Origin of the sequence: Mesorhizobium atlanticum, assembly GCF_003289965.1 — a bacterium.
GTDB classification, from domain to species: domain Bacteria; phylum Pseudomonadota; class Alphaproteobacteria; order Rhizobiales; family Rhizobiaceae; genus Mesorhizobium; species Mesorhizobium atlanticum.
Window position 1 is genome coordinate 122064 of record NZ_QMBQ01000013.1, and the last position, 22720, is coordinate 144783.

Consider the following 22720-nt stretch of genomic DNA (forward strand, 5'->3'; position numbering starts at 1 on the left):
TCACCTGTTCACCGAATAGCAGTCGACCTGCGGCTCGCTCGGCAGCACGCCGGAAACGCCGATGACGAAGCCCGGCGCGTCGAGCAGCGAGGCCCAATGCTCGCTCTTCTGGTCGAGCTCCAGGCACAGCCGGTCCCCGTCATAGGGGATCTCGCGCGGCTGCGAATGCAGCGGCTTCAGCGGAATGCCGGGCAGGCGCGATTTCCACAGGCCCTCGAACTGGTCGGCCGAGCCGACCGTCGCCTGGTTGACGAAGATCTTGCGCAGCGCGTCCTCCGAAAGCTCAGAGCCGACGCGGATGACGATGCGGCTGGCGACCAGCAGCTTCGGGTTGTCGATGCGCACCTTCCAGACATTGGTGGCGTGCCGCATGACCGGCAGCGCGCGCGACTTCGGCTCGATGTAGCGCAGGCTGAGGATAAGCGAGCGCAAGGCGTCGGCCAGCGCCATATAGGCGGGCCCGGGCGCCATGTGGTCATAGGCCGGCAGCTCGCCGAGCCGCCGCGAGCTCGAGCCGTAGGTGGCCATCTCGCCGGCGAGGCCGGCAAGCTCGAGATAGAGCTCGGCCGGATGGAAGACGTCCTGCGCCAGCATATGCGCAAGGCGCGGCCGCGCGGCGTTGGCGAGGTGCAGCATCAAAAGGTCCTCGACGCTGCGGCCGGCCCCGCCCATCACCATCTTGCCATGCGCCTCGGCGATCTGGTCGAGGCCGGTGACGACCTCCTGCAGCAATTGCCGGTACCAGGCGACGGCGCCGGTGATCAGCGTCGGCGGCAAAAAGGACTGGTCGAGCGAGACGCCACCATCGGCACGAACGCCTTTGATGTCGGCGACCGGCAGCGCAGTATAACCGCCGACCGACTTGCCGGGCGCCAGCAGCACGGCTTGCGGCCGGGCGATCTCGATCTCCTCCGGATCGGCGCCGCCCTGCACGGCATCGCGCACCGGGACGATCTTGCCGTGGTAGCGCGCGCCGGTCGATTGGGCATGCGCCGGATCGAATCCGACGCCGCCGGGCGGTTCGAGCGGCAGCGCCACCAGCACCGATCCGGCGCCGGTGTCGGCCGTGACCGGCAACGGCTTCGGCGCGTCCATCAGCTCCGGGATGGAGAAGGGCGTGCCGTCCGGAAAGATGCCTCGGGCGGACACGATCGACACCTGGCCGGCGTCGAGCAGCGACTGGTCGAGCGTCAGCTGCTGGAAGCCGAATGTATGGAGCTGGCCCGCCTGCAAGGCGCCGCGCACCATCCCCTCGAAGAACCGGTCCTGCTGCTGAAAATGCTGGGTCCTCAAGAAGAGGCCCTCGGACCACAGCACCCTGTTTGCGTCGCTCATGCTGCCACTCTCTGCACTGCCCTGTTGGCGCTTCGCTAGGCGGATATGCCGCCCTTGCCGAGGCTGACATTGATGGTGAATTTCGATCCCGGCGATACCGACTTGGTCGTTCGCCAGTTGCGTCCGCCCGGTTCGCGGATCAGCGCGACGAAGCCCAGCGCCGTCGCGTTCGGCTCGACCGTGATGGTCTTGGCCGCCGTCTTGCCCGGCGCGACCGAGATCGAGTCGGAGCCGATCAGGTCGGCGCCCAGCGCCGAACCGGCATCGCCCTGCAGCGCGAAATAGTCGGCCGAGTTGAACTTGCCGGTGCTGGCAAGCCGCATCACCAGCACCGTCACCGGCCGGTCGCCGCCGCCCGGTCCCGGATTCATGCCGGCGCCGCCGGTCACGTTGACCGAGATCACCGATGGTTTCGGCGGGCCGCTCTGGCAAGCCGCAAGCAGCCCCGTGGCGCCGAGGGCAACGATGAATTCGCGTCTGTCGATCATGCTTCACTCCTCTTCATATGCATCCCTGAAGTCTGCGCCGATCTCGCCCAGGAAGCTCGATTCCGCGCTCTGGGCGATGTCGCGATGGCGTTTCTGGTAGAGCTCCCACAGCTTGGCGTTGCGCCCGCCGGCGAGCAGATTGCCGATCGCGGAATTGGACTTGAGCTCTTCCTCGATCGCGGCCGGATCGAAACGATCGATCATGCGCCGCAGCGCCGCCTGCACGCCGCGCCAGGCGCGCACGTGATGTTGCGCAAGGTCCTTCACCGCGTCGCCGATCGCCGCCTCGCCGGAGAGGAAGCCGGGGCTGCGTTCGGCGATGATGGTGACGATCACGTCCTCGACCGTCGGCAGGAACTTGAGCGGGTTGACTTCCGAAGACCCGACAACTGTCTGTGCGACGCGCGCGCTTCCCTTTTCTTCTGCTCGCTTGCGCAACAGCTGCATCAGGCCATCCAGCATCAGCCTGTATTCGCGCCCAAATTTCTCCATTTCGGCGATCGCGTCGCGCCCGGGGAAATCGGCCTCCTCGACGCCCATGCCGCGCAGGAATGCGGCGCGCAGTTCCATGTCGCTCGGCGCGGGCTGCATTGGACGCGATGGCCTCGGCACGGATGCAGGGCGAGGTTGCGGGGGTTCGGGCGCCTGGGCCGGTATCTCCCACGGACGGGCCGCCTTCGGCTTCTCGGCGGGCCGCTCGTCGCGACCAACTGGATCGCCGCTGTTGCCGGAAGCGGGCGTCGCGGCTGGCCCAAAGCTGAAATCGTCGAAGCTAGCCGCTTTCGGCGCGGGCTCGGGCATGTCGTTGCGCGCAGGTATGTCGCCAAAGCCGAACGGGTCCGCTCGGCCGGCGGCGGGCTCGTCGTTCGAGATCGGCGTCGCCACCGGATCGAGGCTGAACGGGTCGTCGAAAGCCGGCGAGCTCCGCTGGTTCGAAGCGCGATCGTAAGCACCGGGCACAGGTTGCTCGAATGGATCGGGCAGTCCTGCCGGGCGCGGCCGCGGCGGCTCCTCCTCGACCTTGGCCGAGAAGAAATCGTCGCCGCCGATACTGGCTGGCGTCCGCGATTGTGGCGACGACCATGCCGGCGCGGCGTTGGCGATCGGCGCCTGACCGATCGAGGTGTGGCCGGCGCCCGGCTGGATCTCGACATGGAGCACATAGTCGCCCATGCGCAGCCGCATGCCGCTTTGCAGGCGGGTCGACCTGCCGGTTCCGAGCGGGCTGTCGGAGTTGTCGATGAACAATCCGCTGCTCGATGTATCGGTGACATAATAGCCGTCGCGGCCACCGCTGATCTTGCAGTGCGCACGCGAGACGAACATATCCGGATCGTCGATCCGCCAGCCGGCATCGGCACTGCGGCCGATCACCAACTCGCCCTCGTCGAGCCGGGTCTGCCTGACCACCTGTGAGCGCGGGCCTTGTTCCAGGGTCAGAAGCAGGCTCATGCGGCTGCCTCCACCATGTCCGGCCGCCAGCCGACGATGGTGCGCAGCCTAAGATCGTCGGCGTCACCCTTCTCGGCGGGGCGCGAAAGCCAGGAGGTTCGGCCGAGTTGGATGGTTCCCATTTTAGGCGGTGGCACCGCCTCCCGCGCGAGCACGATCCTGAGATCGACGTCGAGCGGCTCTCCGATCATCTCGCGCACCGCCTCCTTGAACAGGGCAAGGCGCCGTTCTCCGGGCAGGAACGACTTGAAGTCGTCGAGGCTGAGCGGACCGACGCGCAACTCGATCCGACTCTGCCGGCTGAAGACGCGCGGGCCGATCGTTGCGCCGCTGCCCAACGCCGCATAAGCCTTTCCGACACGGCTCTGCAGCGCCTTCGGTATGGTGATCCAGGCGGCGACGAATTCCTTGATCTGCACCGGCACCTTGAAGGCCGTCGCGAGAAACAGCGTCAGCCGCTCCGCGCCGTCGACCTGGTTGGCCAGCGATCCGGCCTGACGCAGCCGCACCGTGTCGAGCTCGGGATCCTGCGTGCCGGGCAGACCGATGCCCGCCATGGCTTCCAGCATGGCGCGCACGCGCCCGCCGACCGAACGTTCGACCTGCACCGCCGGATGCGCGTCCGCCCAAGCGCGATAGTAGAGCGCGATCATGCGGTGCTGCAGGATGTTGACGAAGTCGACGAAGGTCGTGTCGCTGGTCTGCCCGGCGTCGGCGCCGGTGAACCAGCGCTGCGACAGCCGGTCGAGCACCCAGCGGGTCAGATGCAGCGGCATCGGCCCTTCGGGCCCGAGCAGGCCGAGATTGGCGACGGTCACCCGCGCCGGAGCCTTGTCGCCCGCACCCTGGAATTTGACCACGTCCCTGGCCGAGAAGCTCAGGCGCACATGCTGGCCGAGCCTTGCCGGCTCCCGCTCCGCGGTTCCGGAATGGCCGAACAGGCCGCGTCGCTGCTCCAGCCGGCGCAGCAGTTCGAAGAAGTCGTACTCCTCCGACAGTGGTTCCGCTTCGGTTGGGGCCGGCCGCGCTAGATCAGGTAGCGATTGCCGGGCGTCATCGGCCATGGCACATCCTCCTGCTTCTGCAGCAACCGCGTCCGCGTCCGCACGAAACCATTTATCCCGGCATGGCGGGCGAACAGCCGCGCCAGCAAGGCCGACAGCAGCAGCGAGCTTTGTCCCGCCAGCACCGACTGGTCGACATGCAGCGTCACCTCGGTGCCGCGGCCGAAACACATCGGCCCGTCGATCTGCAGCCGCTCGATCACCGGGCGCGAGTCGATGCGGGTGATCGAATGCACGTTGCGGGCAAGGCTCGGATCGCCGCGGTCGGCATAAAGGTCGAGCAGCGCGTGCAGCGGGTCGACGCCGCGGCCTTCCTTGGCGAGGCTGAGGAAATTGAGCGAGAGCTGCGCGACCAGCCGCCAAGCAAGATTGTCGGCGCGGGATTCGCCTTCGGCGCCGGCCGGCAGCGCTGCCGGAATCGCCGGCTGCGGTGGCCGCAACGCGCCGAGCAGCCGCACTGCTTCCACCGGATCGGCGGTCTCAAGCGTCAGCGTCGGCGTGTCGTCCAGGATCGGCAGGTCGCGGTTGGTGCAAAGCGCCATCACGTCGAGGCGCTTGAGCGGCCGGTTCGCCGGACTCCCCGCCGGGCGCGAGACCGCGATAAAGACATCGTCGCCGGTATAGGAGGTGCGGGTCAGGCCTTCGCGCCGCTCGTCCTCCGTCGCCCGGCGCGGCCGCCGCTCGGTCGAATAGACCCAGCCGCTGCCGCGGTTCTGCCCGAGGCTGAACAATTCCGGAATGACCGCCTCGCTGCCTTCGGCGTCGGCGTCTTCCACCCGGGTGACGCGGAAGATCTCGAAGTCGCGCGCCCTGGTGCGGTCGGCATGCAGCACCTGGCGCGTCCGGCGCGGATCGATCTCGACGACGTTGCACTCGCGTTCGAAGAGATTGATGATCGGCGTCGCGAACAGCTCGAAATCGGCCGCCGTCACATCGGCGAGCTCCGGCACCGGCCGCCGGAACAGGAAGATGATCTCTATTGCCCCGTCGCACTTGCGGATCACCGGCTGCAGGCCGGCGACCCGCACAAAGTGGAAGCGCTCGGGGATCATGAAATATTCGCGCAGCAGCCGGTATCCCTCGAAGGTCGGGCGGGTGCGCGGCATCAGCGCTTCATCGTCGTGGATGCCGATCATTTCGGGCTCGGGCAGGGCGGTGAGCGGATTGGTCTTGCCTTCCGCCCGCGCGCCGACGGCCGAGCAGGCGCCGAAGATCGCGTCGAAGATAAGCGGCGCCTTGGCGCGTCCGGCGAAATAGAGGTCGAGGCGGTCGAGCGACAATTCGCTGAGCTTGCCTTTTACGGTCCGCGCCAGCGTGATGCGGAACGCCGCTTCGCCCCGCACGCCGCCGACCGGCGCGATGCCGGCGGCGGCCAGCGCGCTGCGGTCCTGGAAATAGCTGACCGAATTGATCGCGATCGGCCACAGCGTGACCTCTTGCGCGGTGGTGAAGGTCGAGCGCGTCGAGAGCCCTGGATGCAGGCCAGAGACCAGCCGCGTGCCGCGCGCGACGGCGTGGCCGGCGATCATCGACTGCACCTGCTGTCCGGGTTTCAGCACTGCCATTGCCGTCGCCGGCGCCGGCGTCACCAGGTCCGGATAGAGCACGTCGAGCACGGCGCGCGAGAAGCGCGAGCGCTCCGCGTCGACCTTCAGCCGTGTGCGCGCGGCAAGGAAGGCTACGCCGTCGAGAAGCCTTTCGACATAAGGGTCGGGGCAGGGGACCGTGTCGAGGGAAAGATTGCGCGCGACCGCCGGGTGCATGTCGGCGAATTCCGCGGCAAGCGCCCGGATATGGGTCAGTTCCTCTTCGTAATACTCCACGAAGACCCGATCCATCTCAGGTCTCCCGGAATTCGGTTCGCGCCAGGCCGTTGTCGAGATTGATCGTGGTGCGCAGCCGCATGCGTTCCGGCGTCGGCGTCATGATCAGCACGGCGTCGATCTCGATCTTGAGACCGACGCTCTTGTCGCCGAGCGTGACATTGACGGTCGTCGCGCTTTCCTTGAGACGCGGCTCGAAGGTGGCGAGCACCGCGCGGATCTCGCGCGCCAGGGTATCGCGGTCGAAATCCCGCGACGAGCGTCCCGAAAAGGACGGCACGCCGTAATTGACGACGCTGCGGCGCACTTCCGGAAAATCGGCGAGCGGCGGCAGTTCGTCCAAAGGCTGTTCGTGCTCGGCATCGGACAGCATCGGCACGGACTCGAAACGCTCGGTGTTGAAGAGCGCCTCGATGTCGCGCCGGACGGCTTCGCGCAGCACGCGCGCCGACACCACCACGCCGCGGCTTTCGATTTCGGCACGATGCTCGATCTGGAAGATCAGCCTGTGCAGCCGCCGTTTCTGCTCGGGCGTCAATTCCGCATCGGCATCGATGACGCGCGCGCTGCCGGCAAGAAGAGCCTCGACGCGCTCGGCGCCGAGTTCTTCATCCAGCAGGCGACGCAGCCCATCGATCTCCGACGTCAGCCCGGGCAAATCGTTGACAAGGCGGTCCCAGAGGGAGGGCTGAACCGCCTCGCGCTTTGCCCGGGAGCTGCCGGCGAGCTGCGCCTTCGCGCCGGGCCGCTTGGCCTCACTTGCCGACATAGACGTCCATTTCGATCTCGTCGTCCTTGTTGTAGACGAACTTGATCTTCTTGTAGGCGAAGCTGACCTCTTCCTCGATCAGGTCTGGCTCGTCGTGCGCCTGCCGCATGTCGTATTCCATGATCGAGGCGTCGGTCAGCGTCACGACCAGGTAGTCGCTGGTCTCGCCGTCGATGGTGCGGCGTGCCGAAAACACCACCTCATCGAGCGCCTTGTTCTCGAACAGCGCCTTCTTCAGATAGGGCGACGACTTGTCATAGTGCTTGAAGAACTTGATCATTCCCATCGACACGCGGCCGCGCCGCGACAGCGAGTTCGGGTCGTAGGGCGCGATCATCTTGTAATCGACGCCGTGGATCTCGATCTCGTCTTCATGGCCGTCGCGTTTGCTCGGGCCCTTGATGTCCGGGACTTTCAGGAAGCCGTCGATTTTCGTCGAGGGCGCATCGGTTCTGTCTGGCATTGTCTTTCTCCACCGCTACGAAACAAGATGACTTTGCTTAACGAGTTCAGCCCTTCACCGACGGCAGTTCCGACACCAGCCGGAGCGAGGCGTTGATGCCTTCCAGCTGGTAGTGCGGACGCAGATAGAAACGGGCATTGTAGTAACCGGGCCGGCCCTCGACGCTGTCGACCTGGACTTCGGCCGCGGCGAGCGGGCGCTTGGCGCGCGCCTTGTCGTCGGCAAAGGCAGGGTTGGCCAGCACGTACCGGTTGATCCATTCGGTCAACCAGATCTCCATGTCGGTGCGTTCCTTGAACGAGCCGATCTTGTCGCGCGCGATCGCCTTGAGGTAATGCGCGAAGCGCGAGACCGGGAACAGATAGGGCAGGTTGGCGGAAAGCCGCTCGTTCGACTGCGCGTCGGGATCGACCAGACGCCCGGCGCGCGTCTCGTCATCCTGCAGCGAATGCGCGCCGATGAAGGCCGCAAGGTCGGTGTTCTTGCGGTGCAGGATCGGCATCAGGCCGAGCTTGGCCAGCTCCGCCTCGCGCCGGTCGTCGATGGCGACCTCGGTCGGGCACTTCATCGCGATCGAGCCGTCATCGGTCGGGAAGGCGTGCACCGGCAGGTTGAGCACCGTGCCGCCATTCTCGACGCCGCGGATCTGCGTGCCCCAGCCATAGAGCTTGTGGCTGCGGTTGATGTTCACCCCCATCGGGAAGGCGGCGTTCATCCAGACATATTTGTTGTGGTCGCCGCCCACCTCCTCCTCGAAGGTGAAGCCCTTCACCGGAACGGTCTCCGAACCATAGGGCAGGCGCGCCAGCACGCGCGGCATGGTGAGCCCGATATAGCGGGCGTCCTCGCTCTCGCGCAGCGACTGCCAGGAGGCATAGGCCGGGTTGTTCACGATCATCTGCAGGTCCTGCGGGTTGGGCAGTTCCTGCCAGCTGTCCATGCGGAACAGCCGCGGCGAGGCGGCCGCGATGAACGGCGTATGGGCCGAGGCGCAGACGCCCGAAATGTTGCGCAGCAGCCCGACGTCGCGCGGATGGTTGGAGAATTCATAGGCGCCGATGATGCAGCCGATCGGCTCGCCGCCCAGCATCGAATACTCGTCCGTGTAGACCTTCTTGAAGATCGGGCTCTGGTCCCACATCTGGCCTTCATAGTCTTCCAGCGTGTCGGCCAGCTGCTCCTTGGAGATGTTCATCACCCGGATCTTCAGCTTGGTATCCGTCTCGGTGTTGTTGATCAGGTACCAGAGGCCGCGCCACGTGCCTTCCATCTCGCGCACTTCGGGCGCATGCAGGATCTCGTTGACCTGCGTGGTCAGCATCTTGTCGATGCCGGCGATCAGCGACTTGATCGACTTGATCGCGTTGGACGAGATGGTCGTGGTCTCGGAGCGCGATTGCGCGGCCAAGGCCAGATTGCGCACCAGTTGCTGCAGTTTCTCGCTGTCGTCCTTCTTGACCTTGAAATCCTTTTCAAGGAGTCCGCTGAATTCGCCGAGATCGATGGCTTCCGCCTCGGCGGTGGCGGCTGCGGTCTTTTGCTGTTCGGCCATGACTTACTCCTCGCCCTTGCCGTCATCCATCGCCTGGCTGGCGATCTTGCTCAGCAACGGCTCGTTGTTCAAAAGCTGCGCGATGCGCTTTTCGGCGTCGACGCGGCCGTCCATGAAGCCCAGCAGCTCTTCGAGCTGACGGCGCATCTTCAGGATCTCGGCCAGCTGGGGGACCTGCTCGGCGATCTTGTCCGGCGCGAAGTCGCCCATCTTGGAGAAGGTGAGGTCGATGGCGAGCTCTTCGTCCCGCTCCTGGCCCTCGGCCTGCGGCAGCGTGTTCTTCACCCGCGCCTTCACGCGCGGCCCCATCGCTTCCATGAATTTCGGGAAGCGGTTGGCGTCGGTTTCGACGAAGTTGCGGTCGAGGACCGACTTCGACGCTTCCTTGGTCTGTGAGGCGCCGGCAAGGTCCGCCATCACGGCCATGACGAACGGCAGTTCTATCGTCGTCGGGCTGCCGTAGGTTTCAACGTCGTAGGCGATCTGCACGCGCGGCGCGCGGTTTCTTTCGATGACCTTCGCTTTGCTCTCTGCTGGCATGCTTGTTACCTTTCATCCTTCTGGGCCGGCTTCTTGGGATCCGGGACACCGGCAAGCAGCCGGAATTCCTTCAGCCCCGACGGGGCGAGATCTTCCATCAGTTCCACGAAATCCATGTGCACCATCCGGCGCACGCGGCGTGCCAGATGCGGGATGGGGCTGGACGGTTCCGTGCGGTCGTAGAAGGCGACGACGAGGTCCAGGCATTTGACGACTTCGTCGCGCGAGTTGATCCGGTCCGGGAGGCCGGCACTCGCTTCCACTGGGCTTGCCACACTTGCCATCGGCTCGGCTCCATGACCGTTTCGGGCGGGCGTCGATGCCGGCTGCGCCGGCTGTGGGGAAGTTTTCGCGGCACCATTCGCCACTTGTGTGCCCGCGCTGGAATTCCGCTCCAGCGTCGTCAGCAAACGCTGCAGGAACTTCTTCAATTCCGGGACGGTGGCGCCATTGCCTTCGATGCGGGCGTTGAGCGCGACATCCACCGCCTCGAGAGCGGCGATCGCGGCACGCGCGTCGGCCAGAAGCGACGTCATCGCGTCCGCCGCTTGATCGAGCTGTGCCGCGCATCCGGTGCGCACACGGTTCAACAGCTGATTGTGGGCGCTCGTCAGCGCCGCCTTTTCGGCGGCCCCGAGGCCGGAGGCTGCCTCCTGGAGCATGACGCGTTCGTCGAGCGCTGCCTGTTCCAGGTCCCGGCCACTGATCGGCCCGATCGCCCGCGGGGAGAAGAACACCGTCTGCCTGAGGTTCGCCAGCAGGCCTTCCTGGCCGTTCTGCAGATCGAGGAGCGCATTGATGCGGCGCAAGGCGGCGTCGCGTGGGGACGCGCCCGGCCGCAGCGCAGGATGCATCGTGTCCCAATACTGTTCGAAGGTCCTGGCGATGAGCGTCAGGCCCTGGGCGAGGCCGGCCAGCCCTTCTTCGTTGGCCAAGGCCCGCGCAACGATGACCAGCAGCCGCAGATCCCGGCCGCGCGGCCGCAATTCCTCGGCTTTTTCCAGTACGGCCGTCCAGTCGACCGGACTGGATTGCGAGGTGGGCTTGCTGTTGCCGTCATGAACGACTTTGAGCTGAGGCTCGGTCAGGCGCTCCAGCTCATGAAAGGCCGGGTCGTTGCGCAAGTCCTCTCCCGACGGATTCGCACCGTTCAGAGGATTCAGCCAGAGTGCGAGATCAATCACACTAACCCCCAGCCAGCGGCCCTGAGACCTTATGTGACGTAACGTTATCACCGGCCTCACGCGACGACAATTGAGCACCTGCGCAAAAACTAACGGAAGCTAAACGCAGCCGTTTTCTCGGCGAAACCCATTGCGCGATTGTCGGACCCGGTATGTGAAATGGCTCGCATAGTCCGGACGGCAATCCATGTTTGTTGCCACGAGTTTGCAAGGCTTGTGTAACCGGGCGGTGCCGCCCGGATAGATTCAAAGGCCCTATCCGCCACGCGGCTTTGTCAAGCAGCCGCTTATATGGCAGGGTATGGTCGGCAGATCGCGGGAGCAGGTTCGATGGAACAGCGCCGGTCATCGCAGAGCTTCAAGCGTAAGGAACTGGTCGCCAAGCTCAATCCCACGGGGGTGCGCGCCTTCAAGGCCGCAGCCGACACGGCCAAGTTGCGCGGCAATCCCTATGTCGAGCTCGCCCATTTCATCCAGCAACTGGTGCTGTCCGAGCGCTCGGATGTGCAGATGATCGTCGCCGACGCCGGACTGGATGTCAGCCGGTTGACGGCCGACATGACCCGCGCCATCGACAAGCTCCCTTATGGCGCGACCTCGGTGGAGGAATTCTCCGACCATATCTTCCACGCCATCCAGGAGGGTTGGAACCTGGCGACGCTGGAGTTCGGGGTGGAGGAGGTGCGCAGCGCCCATATCCTGCTCGCTTGCCTGAAGACGCCGGCGCTGGAAGGCCTGGTGTCGAAGATCAGCGCCGAATTCGACAAGATCGACGCCGATGGCGTCATTTCCCGCTTCGCCGATGTCACGGAGGGTTCGCTCGAAGCCGGCTCACCTCCTGCCACGGCCGCCGCGGAGACACCGGTCAAGCGCGGCCCGGGCGGGGATTCGGCTTTAGCCAAATACGCCACCGACCTCACCCAACGCGCTCGCGACGGCAAGATCGATCCGGTCGTCGGCCGCGACCCTGAAATACGGCAGATCGTCGATATCCTGATGCGACGCCGGCAAAACAACCCGATCCTGACCGGGGAGGCGGGCGTCGGCAAGACGGCGGTGGTCGAGGGATTTGCGCTGCGCATCGCCCAGGGCGACGTGCCGCCGACATTGCAGAATGTCTCGGTGCGCATGCTCGATGTCGGGCTGATGCAGGCCGGCGCCAGCGTCAAGGGCGAGTTCGAAAAGCGGCTGAAGGCGGTTATCGACGAGGTCCAGGCCTCGGAGACCCCGATCATCCTGTTCATCGACGAGGCGCACACGCTGATCGGCGCCGGCGGCGCCGCCGGAACCGGCGATGCCGCCAATCTCCTGAAGCCGGCGCTGGCGCGCGGCGAGCTGCGCACCATCGCCGCCACGACCTGGGCCGAATACAAGCAGCATATCGAGAAGGACCCGGCGCTCACCCGTCGCTTCCAGGTGGTCAAGATCGATGAGCCGTCGGAAGCCGTGGCGGTGCTGATGCTGCGCGGCGTCGCCGGCGTGCTGGAACAGCACCACAAGGTGCAGATCCTGGATGAGGCGATCGAGGCGGCGGTCTCGCTTTCGCACCGCTATATCCCGGCCAGGCAATTGCCGGACAAGGCCGTCAGCCTGCTCGACACCGCCTGCGCCCGCGTCGCGGTCTCGCAGCATGCGACGCCGGCCGAAGTCGAGGACATTCTGCGCCGCCGCCAGGCGCTGGAAGTGGAGAGCGGCATCATCGGCCGCGAGGCGGCGATCGGCATCGACGTGGCCGACCGGCAGGCCCGTGTCGACGCGGGGCTGGCGGAGGCCGAGACCGCTTTGGCGGCTGCCCAGGCGCGGTGGGATCGGGAAAAGGCTCTGGTGGCCGAAATCCTTGACCTGCGTGCAAAATTACGCGGCGAGGGTGTGCCGCTCGACGAGGCGGCGGCTGAGGAGGCTGCTGCCGGGACCGAGGGCGGGGAGGGCGCGGCAAAGGCGCCCGAGCAAAAGCCGACTGAGAGCAAGCCCGCGGAGAGCAAGGTTGCCGAGACCAAGAAAACCAAGGCTTCGAAAACCAAAGGGGCCAAGGCCGCGAAGGCCGAAGCGGCTTCCGCCGAGCCGGCGGATGAAGCAACCGACATGGCGCGGCTGCGCGAGCTGATGGCGGAACTTGCGGCCGCGCAAGGCGAGACGCCGCTCATCCTGCCGTCGGTCGACCGCAATGCGGTCGCGGCCGTGGTGCAGGACTGGACCGGCATCCCGACCGGGCGGATGCTTTCCAGCCAGACCGAGAAGGCGTTGAAGCTCGCCGCCACCCTGTCCGAGCGCGTGGTCGGCCAGGATCACGCCATGGAGATGATCGCCAGGCGCGTGCAGACCAGCCGCGCCGGCCTCGGCGCGCCGGAAAAGCCCGTCGGCGTGTTCCTGCTCTGCGGCCCCTCCGGCGTCGGCAAGACCGAGACCGCGCTGGCGCTGGCCGAGACGCTTTACGGCGGCGAGCAGAACCTGATCTCGATCAACATGTCGGAGTTCCAGGAAGCGCACACCGTCTCGACGCTCAAGGGCGCTCCGCCCGGCTATGTCGGCTACGGCAAGGGCGGCATCCTGACCGAGGCCGTGCGCAGGAAACCTTATTCCGTGATCCTGCTCGACGAGGTCGAGAAGGCGCATCCGGACGTGCACGAGATCTTTTTCCAGGTCTTCGACAAGGGCATGATGGACGACAGCGAGGGCCGTCGCATCGATTTCAAGAACACGCTGATCCTGCTCACCTCGAATGTCGGCTCCGATGTCATCATGGACCGCACCAGGAACGGCAATGTGCGCACCGGCATCGACGATCTCGACACAGCCTTGCGCGCGCCGCTACTGAAAGTGTTCCCGGCCGCTTTCCTCGGTCGGGTCGTCACCATCCCCTACTATCCGCTCTCGGACGCGATGATCGAGGCGATTGCCAGGCATCAGTTCGGCAAGATCGCGCGCCGCCTCAAGGCAACCAACGACGCCGAGTTGGTGATCGGCGACGGCGTGATGGACCTGGTCAAGGCACGCTGCACGGAGATTGAATCCGGTGGCCGCATGATCGACGCCATCCTCACCAACACCCTGCTGCCGGAACTGAGCCGCGGCGTGCTTAACCGCTCGCTCGAGGGCAAGAAGATGGCGAAAGTCATCGTCGGTGCCTCGGCGGAAGGATTTACTTACTCGTTCGAATAGGACCTTGCCGCGGCCCGGCGCGGCAGCTCACCACAGAGAAAAATGCGAACCCAGGAACACGAGGACCTGGCCGGTGATCAAGGGAATCCGCAACAGGGGCCCCTCTTTTCCGCTGTCCTGCACCGGCTGCCCGAGCACGCAGGGATGCGCCTTCAGCACATCTCTCCAGATGGTTGGAAAGTCCAATCCCTTGCATTTCTCAGCATTGCAGGTGTCGACAAGCCTCGCGACGGCGTTTCTCATTGAGCGGCGTTACCTTAAGTGCCTGATTACGCCACATATGAAGGATTTCGACGCGAAGAATTTGATTTCGGTCAATGCGCCGAAAAGAGTCGCTTACAGGGGCACTCACCCATTCCCCTGCTTGCGGTAGCGATGCTTCACCGCTGCCCATGCGACCCGGCGGGCGATTTTCTCACGCCTCTCGCCGCGGTCGAGATATTCGTTGGCGAGCGCACTGCGGATCACCATGCTCTATCCCCCGGCAGCCGCCGTGATCATCCGCATGCCCACCGGGAGCGGCGTCAGCTCGACATCAGCCGATTGAGCCACACTTCGTCCAGCAACGAGCGGGTAACGCCACCGAATACCCATTCCCTCAACCGGCTATGCCCATAGGCGCCCGACACGATCAACTCGGCATTCACCGAGGCGAAGAAATCGACGAGGCGATTGCTTTCATCATCGGTCGTCTTGATGATTTCGGTGCGCGCCTTGATGCCATGAGCGGCCAGGAAGCTCGCCACGTCCTTGACGCTGTCCCTGATCCAATCGTCCGGGTTGCGATCGACCGCCACTATGGTGACTTCCTCGGCCATGGCCATAAGCGGCAAAGCGTCGGCCACCGCCAGCCTGGCTTCACGCGTGTCCTTCCAGGACACCACGATCCTGCGAGCCGGCAAATCCATCGCGCCCTGAGCCGCGACCAGGACCGGCCGGCCCGCGCGCAGCACCAGGGATCCTGGATCGACCGCGCGGTAGGAGTCACCCGTCGACGCGCCTTGGGAAGCGCTGGTGACGACGATGTCGGCCGTGCGGGCTCTCCGGGCCACGGCGTGATCCGGGTTTTCGATCTCGCCATGCCAGTCCGTCCTGACCGCTCCGGCCACCAGGCCGTCGAATTCGCCGTTCAGGCCGGCCAGGCGGCGTCGGATCTTATCCCGTGACTGTTCCCAGATCTCGGCGGCGATCGCCGCGCCCTCAGGCGCCATCGTCACCGGCAATGGAGCGTCCGCGGCGCAGAACCCTGTCAAACGGGCGTCAAAGCGCTTGGCGAGGTCCACGCCGATCCGCGTGATCGGTTCGATCGGACCGTCGATATTGAGGTTCAGGAGAATTGATTTGTAGCTCATCGCAAGCGCTTTCGATCGGATACTTCCCGATGAACGGAACCCTATGTCGGACGAGCCTGCGCGCCTTGATGTGCATCAAAGTCGGTTCTGAGCCGCCCTTTCAAGGCATGCGGGATTCGAAATGGATTACCTCGCCATCGACCACGAAGGCGCCATTCCCGATGTGATGGATGGTTTTCTGCCTCGGCTGTTGCGGATCGATCCAAGCCTTGACGACTTCCAGCACGAAAAGGTTGTATCTGTTGACCAGGCGCGTATCGACCACGCGGCACTCGAGGTTGGCGAAACACTCGGCCACCAGCGGCGCCGACACCTGTTCGGCGGGAAGCGGCGTGAACCATGCCGTCGCGAACTTGTCCGTGTCCCGGCCGGAGCAATTGCCGACCTTCACGACCTTCTCCGCAAGGCCGACGGCAGGGATCGCAATCACGCATTCCCTTGTTTGACGCAAGGCGAAGAATGAGAGGTCATTGCTTGATACGATGCAGGCAATCGTTGGCGGCGCGACTTCCACCATCGTGTGCCAGGACATCGTCATGACGTTCGAGCGGCCTTGCCTGGACCGCGTCGAAAGCAGGACGACCGGACCGGGTTCAATCAGCCGGTAGACCTCGGCAAGCGGCAATTCCTTCATATCCGTCCCTCGCTTTGCATCTGCGGATGAGCTTGTTGTCACGGACTTGTCGCGGGCATTGCCATCATTCGCCTTGATCGGGGTCAAAGCCGGCATGCCGGGCTGGATTGATCATGATCAAGGCCAGCTTGCTCGGGAGCCTGTCGACCGATTTTCATAACCGCGTTCGGCTGAGATAATTAGGAACTGCACTTCCGCGACAAGCCGTTCGCTGGAGCGGTGACGTACAGCGTCGTGCATGTCCCCGTGGACATGGGCGGCGTTTTCGCGCGCGTCAATCAACACATCGACGATGCCGGCGGTTCGGCCGACGGCCAGTCATCGTTCTCAGCCGCGATCTCTCGCCCTGGACAAGCGAACTTCTGTTTTCGGTTTCGAAGCCGGTGCCGGAAGAGGCAATGACGACACTGAGTGGGACTTCGTGGCGAAACTATTCGAAGGTGCATTCGAGCAGACAAGAGGCTGGCACGAGGAAATGCTCGGGCTTGCACGCCAGCGCAATCCAAGACCAGCGATTTCTTCTACACGACCTGCCCGAAATGCGCCGCGGTCTATGCAAGACCTACGTCGTTGGGGTGGCGAAGACTTCCTGATGGCGGCGACCTATGTCTCGAACCGGGTGCCTTGGCGGCCTTTGACGATCTCCACCGCGTCTTCGAGCCGTCCGATCGCCGCCGGATTGCCGGTCGCTTGAACGAATTCGATCGCGGCGTTGATCTTGGGCCCCATCGAGCCGGCCGGGAAGTCACGGCCCGACAATTCCGTGGGGCCGACCCGGCGGCGCGCGCGCGCCTCGGGCGTTCCGAAGCCGGCATAGACCGCATCGACATCCGTCAGCATGAGCAGCATGTCGGCCTTCAATTGACGCGCCAGAAGCGAGCTTGCCAAATCCTTGTCGACGACCGCTTCGACGCCGATCATGCTGCCATCGTCGCGGGCGATGACCGGGATACCTCCGCCACCCGTGCAGATGACGACGACGCCATGTTCGACCAGATAGGAGATCACCGACACTTCCAGGATATCGAGAGGGCGCGGCGAGGGCACGACACGGCGCCATTTGTCGCCGTCGGGCGCAACTGTCCAACCGCGCTCGCCCGCAAGCCGTCGCGCCGTCGCCTCGTCATAGACGGGGCCGATCGGTTTTGTCGGATGGGCGAAGGCAGGGTCGCCCGGGTCGACCTTCACCTGGGTCAGCAATGTCGCGAACAGCCTCTGGCTGGTGAGGTTGGCAAGTTCCTGCTCGATCATGTAGCCGATCATGCCGGCACTTTCGGCGCCGAGCACGTCGAGCGGGAAAGCGCCGTCGGTCGAGGCCGCCGATTGGAGCGCCAGCAGGCCAACCTGCGGGCCGTTGCCATGCGTGACAACGAGCGAATGGCCTTGGTCGATAAGCGCCGCCAGAGCGGACGCCGCACGCTTGACATTGGCGCGCTGATTTTCGGCGGTCATGGGCTCGCCGCGCCGCAACAGCGCGTTCCCGCCGAGAGCCGCAACGATCAGCATCTCAGTTGCCGATCGTGGCGACGAGCAGCGCCTTGATCGTATGCATCCGGTTCTCCGCCTGGTCGAACACGATCGATGCGCCCGATTCGAACACCTGATCCGTAACTTCCATGCAGTCGATGCCGAATTCGCGCGCGACCGAGGCGCCGACTTCGGTCTCGGTGTCGTGGAACGCCGGCAGGCAATGCATGAATTTCACATGCGGATTGCCGCTGGCCGACATCACCTCGCTCGTCACCCGATAGGGCGTCAGCAGGCGGATACGCTCGGCCCAGGCCGACTTGTCCTCACCCATCGAGAGCCAGACATCGGTGTAGATGAAGTCGGCGCCTTCGACGCAGCCCTTAACATCCTCGTCCAGCCTGAAGCGGCCGCCGCTGCGCTGCGCCAGGGTTCTGACATGGGCGCAGAACTCGTCGTCCGGCCAGAGCTCCTTGGGTGAAGCGATACGCATGTCGATGCCGACCTTGGCGGCGCCGACGGCCAGGGATTGCGCGACATTGTCCCGACCCTCGCCGACGAAGGCGACCGTCATGTCGGACAAATGCTTGTGCGTGAATTCGCGCATGGTCATGAAATCGGCGAGGATCTGCGTCGGGTGCGCTTCATTGGTCAGGCCGTTGTAGACGGGCACGCCGGCATGCGTGGCAAGCAGCTCGGCCTGATGTTGTGCAAAGCCGCGATATTCGATCGCATCGTACATGCGGCCGAGCACGCGCGCGGTGTCCTTCATGGACTCCTTGTGTCCGATGTGGCTGCCGCTGGGGCCGAAATAGGTGACGTGGGCGCCTTGGTCGTAAGCGGCCACTTCGAATCCCGTCCGCGTGCGGGTCGAGTCCTTTTCGAAGATGAGCGCGATGTTCTTACGAACGAGGCGCGGTATCTCGTGCCCTGCCTGCTTGGCTGCCTTCAGATCGGCGGCCAGCTTCAGCAGGAAGCGGATCTCGTCCGCCGAAAGGTCGTCCAGCGAGAGCACCGAGCGTCCATGAAGGTTGATCGACATTGGGGGTCCTTTCAGAGCGGGTCTCGGGCGATGGGGCAGGTCATGCAATGGCCGCCACCGCGGCCGCGGCTGAGCTCGGCACCCTCGACGGTGATCACCTCGATTCCCGCGCGGCGCAGAAGCGTGTTGGTGTAGACGTTGCGGTCGTAGCCGATGACGACGCCCGGCTCGACCGCGACGACGTTGTTGCCATCGTCCCACTGCTCGCGCTCGGCCTCGTAGCGGTCGCCGCCAGTGGCGATGATCCGCAGCGATTTCAGCCCGAGAGCCTCCGCGACCACTGATATGAAGGGCTCCTTCTCCTCCCTGACCTCGACCGCCGCATCGCTGTCTCCGGGCCGGATCGAGAAGGTGCGCAGCCTTTCGACCACGGGCGGATACATGGTGGCGAGATCCCGGTCGCAGAAGGTGAAGACGGTGTCGAGATGCATGAAGGAACGGTCGCGCGGCATCAGAGCCGCGATCACGCGCGTGGCTTCTCCGGCGGCGAACAGGCTTCGCGCAAGATCGCCGACCGCCTGCGGCGTGGTGCGCTCGCCCATGCCGACCAGAACGACGCCTCCGCCGACCGGCATGACATCGCCGCCTTCGAGGCTGACGCCCGTTCCGGCCTGGGGCGAGACGAATGGGATGCCGCTGTCGCGGAACCTTGGGTGGAAGCGATAGACGGCTTCGACATTGGCTCCCTCGGGCCGCCTGGCAGCCCAATACATCGGGTTGGCCGATACGGAGCGGTAGATCCAGCAGGAGCTGTCACGGGTGAACAGCTGGTTGGGCAGCGGCGGCAGCACGAAGTCCTGCGGCGCGAGCGTCCTTCCGGTCAGCCCCTTGGGCTCAAACGGCAGTTCGGCACGCGCAATGCCGCCGACGAGACAGGTTGCCAGCAGACCGGCCGACATTTCGTTCAGCCAGCCACGCATCTCGTCGACCATGTCGAGGCCGACCACGCCGGCATGCACCCGGCGGTCGAGAAGCCAGTCGCGGGCCTTGCCGATACCCATTGTCTCGGCAAGCAACTCGCCGAACGAATGCACCACCACGCCGCGCTCGCGCAACGCGTCGACGAATACGTCGTGTTCCTGGCGCGCCCGCTTTACCCAGAGCACGTCGTCGAACAGCAGCGCCCTGCAGTTATCCGGCGTCAGCCTGCGCAGGCTGAGATCCGGCCTGTGAACCATGACCTCGCGCAGGCGGCCGACTTCCGAATGCACTCCCAGATTTGTCATCGGATGGCCTCTCAAAGCGCGCTGACAGCGCCGGTCCACATCTCGTAGACGGCAAGGATTGCGACTGCGACAAGCGCGACGGCGATGACGGCTTCCACCGGGTGGAAGACGCGCTGGTTACCCTCGCGGCGAGCCCAGACGTAGAAGATGATGCCTGGGGCATAGAGGATCGCGCACATGAACAGGTACGCAGGCCCCGCCGCATAGATGAGCCACAGCCCGTAGATCGTTGCCAGCACGCCGGCGAGGAGTGGTCCGGTGCGCCGCTCGCCGCTTTGGTAGCTTTCTCCGGTCAATGCCAGTTTCGCGGCGAATGCTCCCGAGAAGATGTAAGGCACCAGGATGGCGGCCGAGGCGATGTAGAAGAGCGCCTGGTAAGTGCTCTGAGCAAAGAGCGTGATCACCAGGAAGGCCTGGACGAGCAGGTTGGTGATCAGGAGCGACGTCGAGGGAACGCCGCGCTCGCTTTCCCGGCCGAAGAATTTCGGCATGGTCCCGTCCTTTCCGGCGACATGCGGAACCTCCGCCGCAAGCAGCGTCCAGCTCAGGAAGGCGCCGACGACCGAGATGACGAGCGCGAGATTGATGAGCACCGCACCCCAGGGTCCGACAACCGCTTCCAGCACGCCCGCCATCGACGGGTTCTTCAGGGCGGCAAGTTCGGGCTGGCTCAGGATGCCGAGCGAGAGCAGCGAGACCAGCGCATAGAGCGCGAGGCAGGTGAAGAAGCCGAGCACCGTCGCGGTCGCAATGTCCTTGCGGCGCTCCGCCCGGGCGGAGAAGACGCTGGCGCCTTCGATGCCGATGAACACCCACAGCGTCACCAGCATCGTGCTCTTGACCTGGGCGGCGATGGTGCCGAGCGAAGCGTTGCCGAGTCCGGTGAAATCGAGTGTCCAGACGTTGAGCTTGAACGCGACGGCGACGATCCCGACGAACAGCACGACAGGCGCGATCTTGGCCACGGTCACGATGGTGTTGACGACCGCCGCCTGACGGATGCCCGCGAGGATCAGAAAGTGGATGAGCCACAGCAGGATCGATGCGCCGAGCACCGCCTGCCACGTGTTTCCGTCACCGAAGGCGGGGAAGAAATAGGACAACGCGCTGAAAACGATCACCGCGTAGGAAACGTTGCCGACCCATGCGCTGATCCAATAGCCCCAGGCACTGTTGAAGCCTACAAACGGACCGAAGCCGGCCTTGGCATAGGCATAGGGGCCGGCGTCGAGGTCGGGACGCCGCACCGCCAGCGACTGGTAGACAAACACCAGCGCCAGCATGCCGACCGCCGTGATGGCCCAACCGATCAGGATCGCGAGCGGACCGGCACCGGCCGCCATGTTCTGCGGCAGGCTGAAGACGCCCGAGCCTACCATGGAGCCAATGACGAGCGCGGTCAGCGACCCCAGCCGGAGCTTCGCCGAAGCCGGCGTCGCGGCCTTTTCCCGGGTAGGGACGTTGATGTCTGTTGTGGCCATGAGGCCCTCCCACCTTTGCAACGATGGGGGGCAATTCAACAGGAAAGGGGACTGGCAGCTTTGACACCGGTCAAATCCCGGTCCCCGATGCTGGCGGCGAGGCGATGTGGCTGTCGGCCGCATCGGCCAGTGGCCGGCTTGGCGCGGCTTCCGCATGGCCTCGCCATGGCCGGGCTAGCTCTCCAACGCTTCACGGCCCGAAACGCCAGCGATGGAGATCCTGAAGAACACGTGGAGAAGACGCTCCGCTTCCGAGGCGCTGGCCGGCTGGAGCGCGCCTGGCTCCCACCAGTCGAGTGCCTGCATCGGTGAGACTCCTAGCTGCCGGTCTCGCGCCGCGATCTTTTGCCGGTGTGCACGCCGGAGCGTCTTCTTTCGTCGGCATTTCCGCGGGCGAGGGCCATGATGTCCAGAACCTCGTTGTCGGAGAGCTGCGGGAAGTTGCCATAATAATAGCTCAGCGCCCGAAAACGCGCAGGTTGATTGAGGCAGATCAAATCCGCTTCCTGCGCAAGTTCGTCCGCGGTGTCCACCGGCGCCACGGGAAGCGCGACGATGATCTTTCGCGGCGAACGTCGCTTCAACGCGCGAATGGCGACCTTCATCGTCGTTCCGGTCGCCGCCCCGTCGTCAACGACGATCACCGTTTTGCCAGCCACCGACAGGGGCAGCTCTTTCCCACGATATACCGCCCGCCGCCGTTCCAGTTCGGGGCGCTCCTGCGCGATCAGCACGCGAAGCGCGCTGTCGTCGAGGGCGTATGCCTCCACGATCTCCCGGTTGAGAACGACGTCGGGAGGATCCCCGTCCACGATGGCGGCCACGGCCAGTTCCGGATTGCCCGGCGCTCCGACCTTTCGGACGATCACCAGGTCCAGTGGCGCCTTGAGGGCCTTGGCTACCTCTGCGGCCACAGGGACGCCGCCTCGTGGCAAGGCGAGCACAATCGGGTCCTTCAGCTGAAGCAGGTCAAGCGATGCTCCGAGCTTCTGCCCCGCCTCCTGGCGATCGCGAAACATCGGTCATTCCTCCGGCCACAGTTGGCGCAGCGACTTCTTCATCGAGTTTCGAACCTGGACGATCTCGCCGTGGGAAATAGGCCGGTCGAGGAGTTTGAACACCGCTTCGATTGCCTTGTCGGTGTCGACCTCCGGGTCGTGGCAAAAGCTGTTGCGGACGCAAATGACGAAGCCGATCTTTTTGCGTTCCCATGCTGCTTCGATCACCCATTGCTGCGCGTGCCCGGCGGCATGCGTGATCGAAGTGTGTGAAACAGCGTGTGTCATCCTCGTTATCCCTCGACTGTTGTTCTCCCCTTGCTGGGAACCGCGCATCGCTCCGGATAAGGCCGACACCCTGGATTTCAGCCGCCTGCTTTGTTGACCAAAAGGGGAATGATGCGGTCGGTCTTGGCGACGGCGGGACGGCCGGAGCCGGCATAGGGGATGCCGAGCGCATCCCAGGTCTCGACCAGCGCGTCCTGCAGTTCGGCGATCAGTGCGTCCGAATGGAACGGTGTCGGCGTGATGCGCAGCCGCTCGGTGCCGCGCGGCACCGTCGGATAGTTGATCGGCTGGATATAGATGCCGTGCACGCCAAGCAGCCGGTCGCTCGCCATCTTGCAGAGCTCGGGGTCGCCGACCAGCACCGGCACGATATGGGTGGCCGATGCCATCACCGGCAGGCCCG

At 64.9% G+C, this 22720-nt stretch carries 25 protein-coding genes; 3 read left to right on the top strand and 22 right to left on the bottom strand.

The window, feature by feature from the left end; all coding sequences use genetic code 11:
* From tssK to tssA, 10 genes are read right to left on the bottom strand one after another with little or no spacing between them, the layout of a single operon-like run.
* The gene (gene tssK, locus DPM35_RS30800) at positions 1 to 1335 is read right to left on the bottom strand and encodes a type VI secretion system baseplate subunit TssK (protein ID WP_112131247.1); all 1335 of its coding nucleotides are present in this window, start codon (positions 1333 to 1335) and stop codon (positions 1 to 3) included.
* A gap of 35 nt (positions 1336 to 1370) precedes the next feature.
* Positions 1371 to 1823 carry a type VI secretion system lipoprotein TssJ gene (tssJ, locus tag DPM35_RS30805; RefSeq protein ID WP_112131248.1) on the bottom strand — a complete coding sequence of 151 codons (453 nt, stop codon included), beginning with the start codon at positions 1821 to 1823 and terminating at the stop codon, positions 1371 to 1373.
* A gap of 3 nt (positions 1824 to 1826) precedes the next feature.
* Complete coding sequence (tagH, locus tag DPM35_RS30810) at positions 1827 to 3275, bottom strand: type VI secretion system-associated FHA domain protein TagH (protein WP_112131249.1); 1449 nt, start codon at positions 3273 to 3275, stop codon at positions 1827 to 1829.
* Positions 3272 to 4339, bottom strand: a complete 1068-nt coding sequence (tssG, locus tag DPM35_RS30815) for a type VI secretion system baseplate subunit TssG (RefSeq protein WP_112131250.1) — start codon at positions 4337 to 4339, stop codon at positions 3272 to 3274. Before tssG ends, tagH begins: the two co-directional genes overlap by 4 nt.
* Positions 4303 to 6177: a type VI secretion system baseplate subunit TssF gene (tssF, locus tag DPM35_RS30820; protein ID WP_112131251.1), complete on the bottom strand. Its 1875-nt coding sequence runs from the start codon at positions 6175 to 6177 to the stop codon at positions 4303 to 4305. Before tssF ends, tssG begins: the two co-directional genes overlap by 37 nt.
* Before the next feature lies 1 nt (position 6178).
* Positions 6179 to 6931 carry a type VI secretion system baseplate subunit TssE gene (tssE, locus tag DPM35_RS30825; protein WP_112131252.1) on the bottom strand — a complete coding sequence of 251 codons (753 nt, stop codon included), beginning with the start codon at positions 6929 to 6931 and terminating at the stop codon, positions 6179 to 6181.
* A complete protein-coding gene (locus tag DPM35_RS30830; protein WP_112131253.1) occupies positions 6918 to 7394 on the bottom strand; it encodes an Hcp family type VI secretion system effector in 477 nt (158 codons plus the stop codon). Before DPM35_RS30830 ends, tssE begins: the two co-directional genes overlap by 14 nt.
* A 46-nt stretch (positions 7395 to 7440) precedes the next feature.
* Complete coding sequence (tssC, locus tag DPM35_RS30835) at positions 7441 to 8946, bottom strand: type VI secretion system contractile sheath large subunit (RefSeq protein WP_010910844.1); 1506 nt, start codon at positions 8944 to 8946, stop codon at positions 7441 to 7443.
* 3 nt (positions 8947 to 8949) lie between these two features.
* Positions 8950 to 9486, bottom strand: a complete 537-nt coding sequence (gene tssB / locus DPM35_RS30840) for a type VI secretion system contractile sheath small subunit (RefSeq protein ID WP_040985731.1) — start codon at positions 9484 to 9486, stop codon at positions 8950 to 8952.
* Positions 9487 to 9491: 5 nt separating this feature from the next.
* Positions 9492 to 10670 (bottom strand): type VI secretion system protein TssA, encoded by a 1179-nt coding sequence (gene tssA, locus DPM35_RS30845; protein WP_112131254.1) that lies wholly within the window; start codon positions 10668 to 10670, stop codon positions 9492 to 9494.
* Positions 10671 to 11000: 330 nt separating this feature from the next.
* Here tssA and tssH point away from each other — a divergent pair, with 330 nt between their 5' ends.
* Entirely contained in the window at positions 11001 to 13829 is a 2829-nt protein-coding gene (gene tssH, locus DPM35_RS30850; protein WP_112131255.1) for a type VI secretion system ATPase TssH, read from the top strand.
* 27 nt (positions 13830 to 13856) lie between these two features.
* Here the strand turns inward: tssH and DPM35_RS30855 are convergent, their stop codons facing one another.
* From DPM35_RS30855 to DPM35_RS30870, 4 genes are all read right to left on the bottom strand, one after another.
* On the bottom strand, positions 13857 to 14072 hold the full coding sequence (locus DPM35_RS30855) for a hypothetical protein (RefSeq protein WP_112131256.1): 216 nt from the start codon (positions 14070 to 14072) through the stop codon (positions 13857 to 13859).
* Between the two features lie 105 nt (positions 14073 to 14177).
* Positions 14178 to 14300, bottom strand: a complete 123-nt coding sequence (locus DPM35_RS30860; RefSeq protein WP_112131257.1) for a ChaB family protein — start codon at positions 14298 to 14300, stop codon at positions 14178 to 14180.
* A gap of 53 nt (positions 14301 to 14353) precedes the next feature.
* The gene (locus DPM35_RS30865) at positions 14354 to 15181 is read right to left on the bottom strand and encodes a universal stress protein (protein WP_112131258.1); all 828 of its coding nucleotides are present in this window, start codon (positions 15179 to 15181) and stop codon (positions 14354 to 14356) included.
* A gap of 100 nt (positions 15182 to 15281) precedes the next feature.
* The gene (locus tag DPM35_RS30870) at positions 15282 to 15815 is read right to left on the bottom strand and encodes a flavin reductase family protein (RefSeq protein ID WP_112131284.1); all 534 of its coding nucleotides are present in this window, start codon (positions 15813 to 15815) and stop codon (positions 15282 to 15284) included.
* Between the two features lie 219 nt (positions 15816 to 16034).
* Between DPM35_RS30870 and DPM35_RS33405 the strand changes: the two genes are divergently transcribed.
* Together DPM35_RS33405 and DPM35_RS33410 are read left to right on the top strand one after the other, a co-directional pair.
* Entirely contained in the window at positions 16035 to 16217 is a 183-nt protein-coding gene (locus DPM35_RS33405) for a hypothetical protein (RefSeq protein ID WP_425373434.1), read from the top strand.
* Positions 16136 to 16408: a hydrolase gene (locus DPM35_RS33410; protein ID WP_425373435.1), complete on the top strand. Its 273-nt coding sequence runs from the start codon at positions 16136 to 16138 to the stop codon at positions 16406 to 16408. The genes DPM35_RS33405 and DPM35_RS33410 overlap by 82 nt, the downstream gene beginning before the upstream one ends.
* A gap of 10 nt (positions 16409 to 16418) precedes the next feature.
* Here the strand turns inward: DPM35_RS33410 and arcC are convergent, their stop codons facing one another.
* The 8 genes from arcC to DPM35_RS30905 all read right to left on the bottom strand — a co-directional run.
* A complete protein-coding gene (gene arcC / locus DPM35_RS30875) occupies positions 16419 to 17321 on the bottom strand; it encodes a carbamate kinase (protein WP_112131259.1) in 903 nt (300 codons plus the stop codon).
* 1 nt (position 17322) lies between these two features.
* Entirely contained in the window at positions 17323 to 18324 is a 1002-nt protein-coding gene (gene argF / locus DPM35_RS30880) for an ornithine carbamoyltransferase (RefSeq protein WP_112131260.1), read from the bottom strand.
* A gap of 11 nt (positions 18325 to 18335) precedes the next feature.
* Positions 18336 to 19550 carry an arginine deiminase gene (locus tag DPM35_RS30885; protein ID WP_112131261.1) on the bottom strand — a complete coding sequence of 405 codons (1215 nt, stop codon included), beginning with the start codon at positions 19548 to 19550 and terminating at the stop codon, positions 18336 to 18338.
* An 11-nt stretch (positions 19551 to 19561) separates the two neighbouring features.
* Positions 19562 to 21031 carry an arginine-ornithine antiporter gene (gene arcD / locus DPM35_RS30890; protein WP_112131262.1) on the bottom strand — a complete coding sequence of 490 codons (1470 nt, stop codon included), beginning with the start codon at positions 21029 to 21031 and terminating at the stop codon, positions 19562 to 19564.
* 174 nt (positions 21032 to 21205) lie between these two features.
* On the bottom strand, positions 21206 to 21337 hold the full coding sequence (locus DPM35_RS33205; RefSeq protein ID WP_281004656.1) for a hypothetical protein: 132 nt from the start codon (positions 21335 to 21337) through the stop codon (positions 21206 to 21208).
* A gap of 11 nt (positions 21338 to 21348) precedes the next feature.
* Entirely contained in the window at positions 21349 to 22050 is a 702-nt protein-coding gene (locus tag DPM35_RS30895) for a phosphoribosyltransferase (RefSeq protein ID WP_112131263.1), read from the bottom strand.
* A gap of 3 nt (positions 22051 to 22053) precedes the next feature.
* On the bottom strand, positions 22054 to 22317 hold the full coding sequence (locus tag DPM35_RS30900; protein WP_112131264.1) for a DUF2267 domain-containing protein: 264 nt from the start codon (positions 22315 to 22317) through the stop codon (positions 22054 to 22056).
* Between the two features lie 77 nt (positions 22318 to 22394).
* Positions 22395 to 22720: aminotransferase class I/II-fold pyridoxal phosphate-dependent enzyme (locus tag DPM35_RS30905; RefSeq protein WP_146768015.1), on the bottom strand; the 326-nt coding region annotated here is incomplete at its 5' end.

What these genes read in the sequence shown, in the direction of transcription:
- tssK (WP_112131247.1), bottom strand. Translation starts at nt 1,335, where the DNA reads ATGAGCGACGCAAACAGGGTGCTGTGGTCCGAGGGCCTCTTCTTGAGG.
- tssJ (WP_112131248.1), bottom strand. Translation starts at nt 1,823, where the DNA reads ATGATCGACAGACGCGAATTCATCGTTGCCCTCGGCGCCACGGGGCTG.
- tagH (WP_112131249.1), bottom strand. Translation starts at nt 3,275, where the DNA reads ATGAGCCTGCTTCTGACCCTGGAACAAGGCCCGCGCTCACAGGTGGTC.
- tssG (WP_112131250.1), bottom strand. Translation starts at nt 4,339, where the DNA reads ATGGCCGATGACGCCCGGCAATCGCTACCTGATCTAGCGCGGCCGGCC.
- tssF (WP_112131251.1), bottom strand. Translation starts at nt 6,177, where the DNA reads ATGGATCGGGTCTTCGTGGAGTATTACGAAGAGGAACTGACCCATATC.
- tssE (WP_112131252.1), bottom strand. Translation starts at nt 6,931, where the DNA reads ATGTCGGCAAGTGAGGCCAAGCGGCCCGGCGCGAAGGCGCAGCTCGCC.
- DPM35_RS30830 (WP_112131253.1), bottom strand. Translation starts at nt 7,394, where the DNA reads ATGCCAGACAGAACCGATGCGCCCTCGACGAAAATCGACGGCTTCCTG.
- tssC (WP_010910844.1), bottom strand. Translation starts at nt 8,946, where the DNA reads ATGGCCGAACAGCAAAAGACCGCAGCCGCCACCGCCGAGGCGGAAGCC.
- tssB (WP_040985731.1), bottom strand. Translation starts at nt 9,486, where the DNA reads ATGCCAGCAGAGAGCAAAGCGAAGGTCATCGAAAGAAACCGCGCGCCG.
- tssH (WP_112131255.1), top strand. Translation starts at nt 11,001, where the DNA reads ATGGAACAGCGCCGGTCATCGCAGAGCTTCAAGCGTAAGGAACTGGTC.
- DPM35_RS30855 (WP_112131256.1), bottom strand. Translation starts at nt 14,072, where the DNA reads ATGAGAAACGCCGTCGCGAGGCTTGTCGACACCTGCAATGCTGAGAAA.
- DPM35_RS30860 (WP_112131257.1), bottom strand. Translation starts at nt 14,300, where the DNA reads ATGGTGATCCGCAGTGCGCTCGCCAACGAATATCTCGACCGCGGCGAG.
- DPM35_RS30865 (WP_112131258.1), bottom strand. Translation starts at nt 15,181, where the DNA reads ATGAGCTACAAATCAATTCTCCTGAACCTCAATATCGACGGTCCGATC.
- DPM35_RS30870 (WP_112131284.1), bottom strand. Translation starts at nt 15,815, where the DNA reads ATGAAGGAATTGCCGCTTGCCGAGGTCTACCGGCTGATTGAACCCGGT.
- arcC (WP_112131259.1), bottom strand. Translation starts at nt 17,321, where the DNA reads ATGCTGATCGTTGCGGCTCTCGGCGGGAACGCGCTGTTGCGGCGCGGC.
- argF (WP_112131260.1), bottom strand. Translation starts at nt 18,324, where the DNA reads ATGTCGATCAACCTTCATGGACGCTCGGTGCTCTCGCTGGACGACCTT.
- DPM35_RS30885 (WP_112131261.1), bottom strand. Translation starts at nt 19,550, where the DNA reads ATGACAAATCTGGGAGTGCATTCGGAAGTCGGCCGCCTGCGCGAGGTC.
- arcD (WP_112131262.1), bottom strand. Translation starts at nt 21,031, where the DNA reads ATGGCCACAACAGACATCAACGTCCCTACCCGGGAAAAGGCCGCGACG.
- DPM35_RS33205 (WP_281004656.1), bottom strand. Translation starts at nt 21,337, where the DNA reads ATGCAGGCACTCGACTGGTGGGAGCCAGGCGCGCTCCAGCCGGCCAGC.
- DPM35_RS30895 (WP_112131263.1), bottom strand. Translation starts at nt 22,050, where the DNA reads ATGTTTCGCGATCGCCAGGAGGCGGGGCAGAAGCTCGGAGCATCGCTT.
- DPM35_RS30900 (WP_112131264.1), bottom strand. Translation starts at nt 22,317, where the DNA reads ATGACACACGCTGTTTCACACACTTCGATCACGCATGCCGCCGGGCAC.